Here is an 11,460-nt window from a genome sequence, read left to right as displayed (position 1 = left end):
GGTTTCGTAGTAGGCACGAAGCGTGCCAGAAGCGAAGACAGCGCTGACTACAAACTCTAAAGTCAGTGCCATTCAACTTAAACCCGACTCAAGGAGATGATCATGCTAGAGAATTCCCAAACGCACAATCTGGATGCGATCGCCACTGACGCCACCAACGCGATTAACCAACTCCCCACAGCCACACAGACGCAGCTTACAGGAACCAAAGAACTCCTGAGACAATTGCAGCGTATTATTGAGGCGGAGGATAACTTATCGCCCCAAGACAAAGCCCAAGCCTTAGAACAGGTGAAGAGACTCGCCGAAGCCGGGAAGAATCCCCAAGCGCCACAGAAACAGGAACAAGCCCAAACTGCCATTAGAATTTTACGCGGGATGATTGCCGAATTACCCAACGCCCATGACTTTCTGGAAGAGAGTACGCGGCTATTACCCCAACTGGCGGAGATTTTTGGTATTTCTGAATAAGCAGCATGGTGAGAGGCGGGAACAGGGAACAGGGAACAGGGAACAGTTTCAACCCCCTGATGGGAGAAGATTCTGCTTAAGCATCCTCGAAAAATATTTTTCTAATAACGGCGAACCCAGCAACAGCGTTACCGTTCCTTCAGTGAGATGTCCATCGGTTAGATGATAAAGGTATCGGCGTCGAATTAAATCCAGGGATTCTTGTTCCACATCGTTAATCTCTGGCAAATCCTCATACCATTCGGTGAAAAATCGCTCATCTTCTGTGCGCCGGAGATGAAAGCGATTTTCTACATCGGCTAAGGTTTTAATTGCATCAGTAATGGCTTGTTGTTGTACCATGTTTTAACGCATTGACTCCATCTCCCAAGGATAGCAAAAGGCAAAAGTCACTTGTGGGGGTGGATGCGAGCCACTAACGTAATCACAATCCTCTAAAATCTAGATAGAGCAGTGCTGGCGATCGCAAAGTTCGGTTGCCGGAATAAGATTAGGTTAAGTATCCTATCTATCACGTTCTCAACCCATACTAACATAGAGGCGAGGAGAGTGAATCAATGAGTTTAGTGATTCCCGATGATTTTCTGCAAGTGGCACATATATCTGAAGCGGATCTTAAGTTAGAAATTGCTATCTTGCTCTTTCGGCAGGAAAAGATTACGCTGGGTACAGCGAGTCAATTTGTGGGGATGAATCAACTCGAATTTCAGCGAATTTTAGGTCGCCGCCAAATTCCGATTCATTATGGTGTTGAGGACTTTAGGCAAGATTTGAGAACTTTGGAGGCAAACGACTGGCGATGATTGTTGTCAGTAATACCTCGCCTATTTTTTATCTTTCTACTATTGGTCAACTTGATTTGCTGCGTCAACTCTACAATGAAGTCGTGATTCCCACGACAGTTTTTAACGAAATAACTAATGTGGGTAATACTGATGCTAGTGCCAGCATTGTACCAACCTTAACCTGGGTAAAAACTCAATCAGCAACCGATCAAGCATTTGTCAACAGGTTAAGAACTGAACTCGATCCGGGTGAGGCTGAGGCGATCGCTTTGGCTGTCGAGTTAAATGCTGATCGGCTGCTCATGGATGAACGACTCGGTAGAGGTGCTGCAATGCGAGTTGGGCTACAAGTCACAGGTGTCTTAGGAATTCTCATTGCTGCTAAACGGAACAATTTAATTCAAGAGGTAAAACCGTTGCTTGATGCTCTAATTGATCGAGTCGGTTTCTGGGTTGAGGAACAGCTTTATACAGAGGTTTTGCAAGCGGTTGGTGAGTCATGGTAAAGTACAACAAATGCAATTGAAACTTGGAAAGTCATATATGAAACTTAGTGAACTGAAGGAACAAACAGTAGCATTTGTCGGTTCTGGAGGGCTTGACAGTTGTACAATAATGCGCTGGTTAACAGATGAAGGTATAAAGGTTATTTGTTTTAGTGCAGACTTGGGACAACCTGATGAACCTGACATCAAAGTTATTAGACATCGGATGGAATCTTGTGGAGCATCAGAGGTTGTTGTTTTACCTTTGCAAGAAGAGCTTGCAAAAGTGGGGATTTATATCATACAAGCTCAAGCCAATTATGAAGGACGATACTGGAACACTACTGGAGCAGCAAGATATGTTCTGGTTAAGGCTGTAGTGGCTGAGATGAAAAGGCTAGGCTTAGACATTTTCAGCCACGGTGCGACAGGAAGAGGAAATTGCCAGGTACGGTTTCAAATTCTCACTAAAATGCTAGCTCCTAGCTTTAAAGTTTATGCTCCTTGGCGGGATGAAGTATTCTTAAAACGCTTTGGCGGACGACATGAAATGCTCAAATTTTGTCGAGAGAAAAATCTGCCTATAAATACTGTTAAAGAGGTTTCTTATTCTAGCGACGCAAATCTACTCGGAATTGCTCATGCTCCTAGTGTAATCGAATCTTTAGAGACACGTACTCACTATATTGATCCAGTAATGGGTTGTTATCCTTTTGAAGCTCCGGATGAAGCCGAAGACTTTGAAGTCTACTTTGAAAAAGGTTTCCCTGTTGAAATCAACGGCGCTCAAGTTAGTACATTGGAAGCCATTGTACATACTAATATAATAGCTGGAAAGCATGGCATCGGAATTGGTATTAATTTAATTGAAAACCGTATTGTTGGAATTAAATCTAGGGAAATATATGAGAGTCCTGGAATGGAGTTGCTAGGAACTTGTTATAGAATGATATTGCAGCTTGTTTTAGATAGATCTTCCTATGAGCTTTTTGAATTTTTATCTAACATCATATCTAAACAAATCTACCGAGGTTATTGGCTCGATTTGACGACGCAAATGGCATTTCGTGCTATAAGAAGGACAGCAGAGCTAGTAACAGGGAGAATCAAAGTATGTCTCTACAAGGGAAATATTGAATTTGTCTCAGCTCGAGAGATATCTCATTCATTATACTCAGCCGATAACTCTTCTTTAGAAAAGGTTGGTAATTATAACCATGAAGATTCAGAAGCAATGCTTCGGATTTTGGAGATAAGTGCTTATGAACTGGCTATCAAGGGTCAGGTTAGCGACCCTTTTTAAAATTTAGAGTTAAACTGTAATGCTTGGTTGAGTAGCTTGAACGAAAAGTCTTCTCTCCCCTTGTAAGTTCCACTGGTATCTGCCAAACCTTCTGATGTAAGACCAATATAAATTTTTACTCCTTCCCTCCTTTTCTCCTGAGCTAGCTCTAATACATCTGAAAGACGAGGAGGTTTATAGCTGTTCGATTCGGCTAACTTAGCCCAAGGGGTTTGCTTTGAAACATACATTGGGTTTAACCGAATACTAACTGGTATTGCTCTCTTATGACACTGAGTTGTTACATAATCTATTGAATTTTCAGCCTCAATCATAGCTTCGCTGTCTGTCATATATGGACTAGGTTTGAACAAAATATATGTGGTTAATTCTGATTCTGTGTCTGCAACTTTATCAAGTCCCAATAAAAAAGAATCTAGTGGCTCGCGTTTGCCGAGAATGTTATCTCGAATATGTTCATCGTGGGTTTCAAACCCTGTCAATATATCTACCTGTTTATCACTTATTTTCTTTACTTCTCTTAAACGAGCAATATCAATAAATTCCAGTCTTGTTTCAAACACTAGCTTACGAACTCTCGTGAGAATTTTAGTAGAACGTACAATATCCGCTAAGGCTTCAGGAGCAAAGGTTTCGACATCAAATACTGATCCTTCATTAGCAATAGTTATTCGCTCTAGTACACTGAGCGAATGCTTTACTTGCTGAAGTACATATAAGTATTGAGATAGAATATCTTCAGTGGATACCCAATCACTCGAAGACTTAAAGGGTAAGGCGCAAAACTTACATTGATATCGACATCGCTTTGTATTGAACAGTATCGCTAAATCCTGTTCTCCCAAAAAATTTCTGTGTAGAAAGTAGTGAGGTTTAGATCGATCTGATAGAGACATTCCCATTGGTTTGGATGGACCATACTCACGATATAAAGACTTTAGATATTTGGCTGTACGATACTTGCTCATGCTCATTGATTGTATTTAGTTATTAGTTTTTGTCTCCGATTTACTGCATCAAGATAAACGTGGCTGTTTCAGGTAAACTGCCGAGACGTTAAGCGCTGAAATATTTCGCTACAGGGTGATAAGTAACGATCGCGGTTGTCGATTGTTCGGGATATAGTTGTTCACTTTCATCCATATATAGGTTGATGCGATCGCACGCCAGTAACTCCAGTTGCTTGTACTGATCCTGGATATTCGGACAAGCGGGATAGCCGAAGCTGTATCGTGAACCTTGATACCGTTGCGCTAAGACATCCCGAATTGTATCGGGTTCCTCACTCGCCAATCCTAACTCCCGGCGAATCCGGGCGTGTGTCCATTCAGCTAACGCTTCTGCCATTTGCACGGCGAAACCGTGATAGTAGAGATAATCGGTATACTGATCCGATTCAAATAGCTGCTTGGCGTGTTGAGTCGCCACTTCCCCTACCGTTACCGCCTGCATCGGGAAGACATCGATAATTCCGGAGTCTTTCGGTGCAAAGAAATCGGCAATACATAGCCGTCGTCCCGATTTTTGGCGCGGGAACTTAAATGTGGCAATCGGTTCCCATTTCTCTGGATGCTTCTCACCGTCTTGATTCATCATCTCTGGATCAAACAGATGCAGCGAGTTTCCTTCCGATTGACAAGGGAAATAACCATAAATGATTTGCGGATGCAACAAGTTCTCTGCTACAACCCGCTGTTTCCAGTCGTCGAGAATCGGATGAACAGTTTCTTCCAGAAACTGATTATACTCCTCACGGGATTGGTCTTTTTGTTTGCGGAATTGCCATTGTCCAGCAATTAGCGCCTGTAAGTCTAGATACCAAAATACCTCATCGATGGGAATCTCGTCCGGTTGCAGAATCCGAGTTCCCCAGAAGGGTGGGGTTGGGCGATTAAGATCTAAGGTGATATGTTCAGAACGGCGGGTATCTTCTACCTCTGGAACCGATTGCTTGGCGGATGACTGCGGCTTCTCTTGCTTCTGATCAGATTTGCCGTTTTCTGAGGGTTGATTGCTGCCATTGGGACTGTCATCCACTTCATCTAAGAAGCCTTTTAAATCATCCCACTCTTCGGCGGCTTTGGCGGGCATGAGTTTATCCATGAAGTGTAAGTCGGAAAACGCATCTTTGCCATACACGACTTTCCCTTTATAAGCCGACTGACAATCCTGATAGACAAACTTGGGCGTCAATGCTGCACCGCCTAAAATAACCGGAACCGTGATTCCCTTTTCGTTAAACGTCTCCAGGTTATCTTTCATAAATGCCGTAGATTTGACCAAGAGTCCACTCATGGCAATACAATCGGCATTATGTTCTTTGTACGCCTCGATAATATTGTCTACGGGCTGCTTAATTCCCAGATTCACCACCTTATAGCCATTATTGGTGAGGATGATATCCACCAGGTTTTTACCAATATCGTGAACATCCCCTTTCACCGTAGCAATTACCATGATTCCCTTGGCATTATTTTCCCCGTCTTCTTTTTCCATATACGGTTCTAAATATGCTACCGCTGCTTTCATGGTTTCGGCGGATTGTAAGACAAAGGGAAGTTGCATTTGTCCGGAACCGAAGAGTTCCCCGACGACTTTCATTCCATCTAAGAGGAAGGTATTGATAATGTCTAAGGGTTCGTAGGTTTCTAAGGCTTTTTCCAGACTTTCATTCAAGCCAATCCGTTCCCCGTCGATGATGTGGCGCTTGAGGCGTTCTTCAATTGGCAGATTTTCATCCACCGTGCGATCGCGCTTCGTGGTTTTGCCTTCAAATAGCTGCGTAATCTCCCCTAACGGATCATAAGTGCAAATGTCGCCATCAAACTCCCGTTGATCATAAATCAGTTTCCGGCAAATCTCTTGATGATCGGGTTCAATTTTGGCTAGGGGTAAAATCTTACTGGCGCTAACAATTGCCGCATCTAACCCCACCGCCATCGCTTCATGGAGGAACATGGAGTTCAGCACCACCCTCGCAGCGGGATTCAGTCCAAAGGAGATATTAGAAACACCGAGAATAATATGACATCCGGGTAATTCTTCCCGCATCCGGCGGATGGATTCAATCGTCGCTTTCCCATTGCTTCTGTCTTCTTCAATCCCCGTCGAAATCGGTAAAGCCAGGGGGTCAAAAAAGATTTCATGGGCGGGAAGTCCATAGTCTATGGCTTGATGATACGCCCGTTGCGCGATCGCGAATTTTCGGTCAGCGGTTCGCGCCATCCCCTCTTCGTCAATTGTCCCGACAATCACACCCGCGCCATACTGTTTCGCTAAGTCTAAGACTTTCAGGAACCGTTCCTCCCCATCCTCATAGTTGGTGGAATTGAGGATACATTTCCCTCCGGCGACTTTTAACCCCGCCTCCATCTTTTGCCATTCTGTGGAGTCCAGCACTAGGGGTAAGGTAACATTGGTGACTAAACGGGAGACCAATTCATGCATATCATGTTCGCCATCCCGCCCCACATAGTCCACATTCACATCGAGGACATGGGCGCCTTCCTTTACCTGCGCCCTAGCTAAGGACACTAATCCATCCCAGTCTTCTTCATTTAATAAAGTACGGCATTTTTTCGACCCACTGGCATTTAACCGTTCACCGACAATTAGGAATGAGTTCTCTTGTTCGTAGGGTTGGGTGGAATAAATCGACGCGGCGGCGGGTTCATATTCGGGATGACGTTCTTTTGGCGTCAGGGTTTGGGCAATTTCGGCTAATTGTTGAATATGTTCCGGGCGAGTACCGCAACAGCCGCCAATTACCTGTACACCCAAGTCTTCGATAAAATGCATTAACGCCATTCTTAGTTCCATCGGCGTCAATTTATAATGGGCTTTCCCCCCCACATTTTCCGGTAATCCTGCATTCGGGATACAGGACACCACAAACGGCGAATGCTGGGACAAATACTTGATATGATCCTTCATGCGATCGGGTCCCGTGGCGCAGTTGAGACCGAGAATATCGATGGGATAACGTTCCAAAATCGCCAAGGCTGCACCAATTTCGGTTCCCACCAGCATCGTTCCCTGAACTTCCACAGTTACCGATACCATAATCGGGCGGCGTTCCCCTTTTTTCCGAAACACCTCCTCCACCCCATTCAGTGCGGCTTTAATTTGCAGCACATCCTGACAGGTTTCGATAATGATTAAATCGACACCGCCGTCGTAGAGTCCTTCTGCTTGTTCAGCAAAGGCGGCTTTGATTGTGTCAAAATCAATATGCCCCAGTGTGGGGAGTTTGGTTGTTGGTCCGATGGAACCCGCGACAAATCGGGGTTTTTCGGGTGTGGAGAATTCTGCTGCCACCTTTTTAGCGAGTTCAGCTGCGGCTTTATTCAGGGAATAGGCTTGATCGGCTAAATCATATTCTGCCAGAACAATCGACGCCCCCCCAAAGGTATCCGTCTCAATCACATCCGCCCCGGCTTCCAGGAAACGACGATGTACCGTCGCCACGGCTTCCGGTTTGGTGTGAACCAGATACTCATTACATCCTTCATATTTCGCCCCACCAAAATCGGCGGCGGTGAGGTTTTGGGTTTGCAAGTTGGTTCCCATGGCACCGTCGAAGACGAGAACCGGGCGTTGGGGACTATGAAGGCGAGTTAGGAAGGGACTGTTCATAACGGTCTGGGCAATCTGGATATAGATATTAGTGTAGGTGCAATGTATGACCACGCACAACCTGGGGTAAGGGAGTGAGGGGGCGATGGGGTGATGGGGTGAGGGGGCGCGATCGCACGATTAGACCCCATTCCTACTCTACCTTGCCTCTACAGACTAAAAGCTCGTGAACATCTGCCAACATCTGCAACTGTGACAACATTTAGATTAGCATTCCGCAAAGCTTTGACCAACGCCGCGTTAATGGTGTCTTCATCCAGATAGAAACCAATCTGACTCATGATCGCCTTCGAGCTAAATAGTCTGCTTCGAGGCGATCGCATTCTTGATCATAAGCGGCAAATTCCACATCGAGCAATTCTTTATTGGCGTAGTCGTAAGCTATAGCTGCATAACACCTTTCTTGCTCCCCTCTCCCCAGAGTGGGAGAGGGGCTGGGGGTGAGGGGTTTTTAGCTTAAGTTGACACGGATTCACACTTTTACCACTGACGTGCGCCCGATTCAATCGTAAAATTTATCCCACAATTTTAGCTAGATCCATCCAGTAATTTTGTGATTGGTGGGTTACGGCGGATATCAAATTAAAGGGTAACAATTAAAATGGTATAACCGCCTAACCCACCCTACTGGCGTGGCACACCTTATTTGATGAATTAGAATTACGCCCGGAAACCGTAGGGGCGCATGGCGTGCGCCCGATTCAATGGTAAAATCTATTCCATCATTTTAGCTGTGCCACGCCATTACTGGTGATTTTTTTTGAGGAGTTTAGGTTGGGTTTGTTAGCGTTCGTGTCGCGTTTCCAAAGGTAGCGTCACACATTCTGTCGTCAAACGTTAGACATGGGCAAGTTATCACACCGCCGCAAACTCAGCAAATACTTGCTCAATCACCTTTTGCGCCTTAATATCCAGAGAATGCCAATCTACTTCACCGTCTTCATCAATTAGGCTAGTATCAATCTCAACCTCCTGACTTTCTACTTCAGCATGAACGGGGGCGTACTCCTGAAAACAAACTTGAAAGCATAACTCCCATAAGTTAATACAAACCGAATGATCAGGCTTTTCTAAACATACCGCATGACCCGGTATCGGTGTCTGCACATCCTTGTACGTGGCTTTCCAGGTGGTTGGTTCAAGCTGCTGGCGAATATGATCAACGATACGGATTAACGCGGGTTGCATTAATAGTCCCGCTTGTTCCCACGCCTGAGTTGTTTTAAATTTGGGTTTCATTCTGAACGTCAAGAGGGAGGAATTCAGCAAACAACGATGTTAAGACTACTGAGTGGATTTGGTTTCGTGACGGGAGCCACTTACCCGTTGCGCGTGTTGGCAGTTTTCCGACGCACGCCACGTCTGTGGGGATACATGATTACTCCAATTTTGGTGAATGTGTTCATCGGTATTGCTCTGTATGCCGGATTACTGGTGTTGGGTTGGCAACAGGTTGACAGTGTTACGCTTAGTTTATCGCAATGGTTGAATAATGCGATCGCGAGTCTTCCCCCTTGGCTGAGTTTCCTGGGTGTCTTGGCGACGGGGATCAATTGGTTGCTGGATGTAGTCTTGGTAATTGGCTTACTGCTGATTACGGGATTTTTGCTCGTTCAATTTGGCGTATTACTAGGTGCGCCGTGGTATGGTCAACTCTCGGAACAGTTAGAAGAAATCCGCACGGGTCAAATTCATACGGTAGAGGTGGGCTTTATCCAGGATATTTGGCGAGCGATTTTATTTGAGTTGAAGAAGCTGGTATTGGGAATCGGCGTCGGTGTCTTGTTACTAATGTTGAATATTCTTCCAGGGATTGGCACCTTAGCCGCCGCAATTGGCGGAATTATATTAACCGCAACCGTAACTTGTCTGGACTTTCTCGACGCGCCCTTAGAACGTCGCCGTTTACGGTTTCGCTACAAGTTAGGGATTGTGTTTAAGAGTTTACCTGCTAGTGCGGGGTTTAGTTTAGTCTGTATGGCGTTAATTACGATACCCTTGGTGAATCTTTTTACCATTCCTTTATGTGTCGCATCCGGGACATTGTTTTTTTGCGATCGCGTCTTACCTAAGTTACCCCCAGTCTGATTTATGAGTAAAATGTACAATAAGGCGATAGACAGGAGATATACCATGAGAACACTTGAAACAACCGTCAATGTCACATCAGATGGTAAAATCACTCTACAACTCCCTCCCGATATTCCAGCCGGAGAGTATCAGGTTGTGTTGGTACTTGATCAGACCATTGTTCCAGAAGCATCAGAAACTCCTAAGAAACGCCCGCCTTTAAATTTTCCTGTGGATAGTTACGGTTCTTGGTCTCCTAATCTTTCCCTAAGACGTGAGGATATGTATGATGAATGGGGTCGATAATGCGGTATTTCTCGATACCAATGTTCTGGTGTACGCTAATGTTGAAGAATCTCTATTTCACCAATCGGCACTAGAAGCCATTCAAACTCGTTATGAAGCCGAAATCGATTTATGGATTAGCCGACAAGTTTTGCGAGAATATTTGACAACTCTCACCCGCCCTCAAGCTTTTGTCAATCCTCGACCTGTAGAAATTGTGATTGCACGAGTGCGATTTTTTCAAGACCACTTTCGTGTCGCTGAAGACAACGCACAAGTGATAGAACGGCTGTTAAGGTTGATGGAGGAAATTCCTATAGGTGGTCGGCAAGTCCATGATGCCAATATTGTGGCGACAATGCTGGTTTATGGAATTGATCAGCTATTGACCCATAATGTTGCTGATTTCAACCGCTTTTCAGGATTGATCACTGTATTGCCATTAGTTCGAGATGAAGGGTAGTTTTGTCGGTTGGGTTCCCTTATCTCAACCATTAACTTGAATTGTGTCCGACTATTTATAAATCAGCGATTACTCAATAAAGTGGCTTGGCTAACCTTTAATTTATCCTGCATATAGCCGAGTATTTCTAATTCCTGACCTGCGATTTCATGAAACTGCTTTGCCTCCGATTCAGTTAACTCTTTTTTCCAGCGTCCTTGACTTGACTGATCAATGGATTTGGATAATTTGCGAAACTCTTGGCGAGTATCTCGAGTGATGGTGTTCTGGGAATAGTATTGAGGCTCGATCTGTCTGGAATCATATTCTTCCCCAATAAAATTCATGATTTGCCTAACCACCTGTTCCGGGTTATTGGTTAAGTCTTCATACTTAACGTCAAAAATATTGTCATTTTCTCCCTGGTTTAGTCTCGCGTTTACACATTTTTTCCAGTAGGACGCATAGCGGACGATACTCTTTCCTTGGGGAACATTTTGGTGATGGCGTGCGGAACAATAGCCGTCTCGACCATCGCGGAACATATTGATAAACTTGGCGTTGGGAAAGTGCTTTAATAAAAACTTCAGCCTCAAAACATGCTGGGGAGTTTTTTCAATAAAACGCTGACCTCCTGTTTGGTGAGTGATCTGTTGAGTGAAGTTATCGTAAAATTGTACAATATCTGGGGACTGCTTAATTAAATCTGCTATGTCTGTAGTGGTAAATCCTTCATAAGTAAACCCATAAATATCCCGGTACATAAATAAGCCCGTTTCATACCCAAAACTACTCAAATTAGGATGAGCGCCTAAAATCAATTTTATCAGGGTTGTGCCACTGCGAGGCGCACCAAACACGAAAATATGGGGTTCCTGAGAAATCGTCTTCGGTAGGCGCAGAAAAATATTTTTAGGAATAGCTTGGGGATGCTTTAAAAAAGAGCGAAGGGCTGTAATAAGAGGCATAGAGCTAACCTTTGAC

The 11,460-nt window shown here is 44.6% G+C and carries 13 protein-coding genes; 7 read left to right on the top strand and 6 right to left on the bottom strand.

What is annotated here, in order from left to right:
* The first annotated feature begins 102 nt into the window (after positions 1-102).
* Positions 103-471, top strand: a complete 369-nt coding sequence (locus RIE73_RS27260; protein WP_446404153.1) for a hypothetical protein — start codon at positions 103-105, stop codon at positions 469-471.
* Between the two features lie 48 nt (positions 472-519).
* On the opposite strand, the gene RIE73_RS27255 is transcribed toward RIE73_RS27260, so the two are convergent.
* Positions 520-813, bottom strand: a complete 294-nt coding sequence (locus RIE73_RS27255; RefSeq protein ID WP_446404152.1) for a hypothetical protein — start codon at positions 811-813, stop codon at positions 520-522.
* Between the two features lie 215 nt (positions 814-1,028).
* Here RIE73_RS27255 and RIE73_RS27250 point away from each other — a divergent pair, with 215 nt between their 5' ends.
* From RIE73_RS27250 to argG, 3 genes are read left to right on the top strand one after another with little or no spacing between them, the layout of a single operon-like run.
* Positions 1,029-1,274: a UPF0175 family protein gene (locus RIE73_RS27250; protein ID WP_446404151.1), complete on the top strand. Its 246-nt coding sequence runs from the start codon at positions 1,029-1,031 to the stop codon at positions 1,272-1,274.
* A complete protein-coding gene (locus tag RIE73_RS27245; RefSeq protein WP_446404150.1) occupies positions 1,271-1,762 on the top strand; it encodes a DUF3368 domain-containing protein in 492 nt (163 codons plus the stop codon). Before RIE73_RS27250 ends, RIE73_RS27245 begins: the two co-directional genes overlap by 4 nt.
* 37 nt (positions 1,763-1,799) lie before the next feature.
* Positions 1,800-3,044 carry an argininosuccinate synthase gene (gene argG, locus RIE73_RS27240; protein ID WP_446404149.1) on the top strand — a complete coding sequence of 415 codons (1,245 nt, stop codon included), beginning with the start codon at positions 1,800-1,802 and terminating at the stop codon, positions 3,042-3,044.
* Here argG and RIE73_RS27235 read toward each other — a convergent pair.
* From RIE73_RS27235 to RIE73_RS27220, 4 genes are all read right to left on the bottom strand, one after another.
* Positions 3,041-4,012 carry a radical SAM protein gene (locus RIE73_RS27235; protein WP_446404148.1) on the bottom strand — a complete coding sequence of 324 codons (972 nt, stop codon included), beginning with the start codon at positions 4,010-4,012 and terminating at the stop codon, positions 3,041-3,043. The genes argG and RIE73_RS27235 overlap by 4 nt on opposite strands.
* A gap of 88 nt (positions 4,013-4,100) precedes the next feature.
* Positions 4,101-7,679, bottom strand: coding sequence for a methionine synthase (gene metH, locus RIE73_RS27230; RefSeq protein WP_446404147.1), 3,579 nt, complete (start codon positions 7,677-7,679; stop codon positions 4,101-4,103).
* Between the two features lie 149 nt (positions 7,680-7,828).
* The gene (locus RIE73_RS27225) at positions 7,829-7,960 is read right to left on the bottom strand and encodes a hypothetical protein (protein WP_446404146.1); all 132 of its coding nucleotides are present in this window, start codon (positions 7,958-7,960) and stop codon (positions 7,829-7,831) included.
* A gap of 574 nt (positions 7,961-8,534) precedes the next feature.
* Positions 8,535-8,918 (bottom strand): hypothetical protein, encoded by a 384-nt coding sequence (locus RIE73_RS27220; protein WP_446404145.1) that lies wholly within the window; start codon positions 8,916-8,918, stop codon positions 8,535-8,537.
* A gap of 36 nt (positions 8,919-8,954) precedes the next feature.
* On the opposite strand from RIE73_RS27220, the gene RIE73_RS27215 reads away from it, so the two are divergent.
* The 3 genes from RIE73_RS27215 to RIE73_RS27205 are packed head-to-tail and all read left to right on the top strand — an operon-like array spanning position 8,955 to position 10,497.
* Positions 8,955-9,767: an EI24 domain-containing protein gene (locus tag RIE73_RS27215; RefSeq protein WP_446404144.1), complete on the top strand. Its 813-nt coding sequence runs from the start codon at positions 8,955-8,957 to the stop codon at positions 9,765-9,767.
* Positions 9,768-9,812: 45 nt separating this feature from the next.
* The gene (locus RIE73_RS27210; RefSeq protein WP_446379755.1) at positions 9,813-10,055 is read left to right on the top strand and encodes a hypothetical protein; all 243 of its coding nucleotides are present in this window, start codon (positions 9,813-9,815) and stop codon (positions 10,053-10,055) included.
* On the top strand, positions 10,036-10,497 hold the full coding sequence (locus tag RIE73_RS27205; RefSeq protein ID WP_446404143.1) for a type II toxin-antitoxin system VapC family toxin: 462 nt from the start codon (positions 10,036-10,038) through the stop codon (positions 10,495-10,497). The genes RIE73_RS27210 and RIE73_RS27205 overlap by 20 nt, the downstream gene beginning before the upstream one ends.
* A 62-nt stretch (positions 10,498-10,559) precedes the next feature.
* On the opposite strand, the gene RIE73_RS27200 is transcribed toward RIE73_RS27205, so the two are convergent.
* Complete coding sequence (locus RIE73_RS27200) at positions 10,560-11,444, bottom strand: sulfotransferase family protein (RefSeq protein ID WP_446404142.1); 885 nt, start codon at positions 11,442-11,444, stop codon at positions 10,560-10,562.
* Between the last annotated feature and the right edge of the window lie 16 nt (positions 11,445-11,460).

The organism is Coleofasciculus sp. C1-SOL-03 (assembly GCF_040220555.1).
In the GTDB taxonomy this organism is placed as follows: domain Bacteria; phylum Cyanobacteriota; class Cyanobacteriia; order Cyanobacteriales; family Coleofasciculaceae; genus Coleofasciculus.
This window is presented reverse-complemented; position numbering and strand designations above follow the sequence as displayed.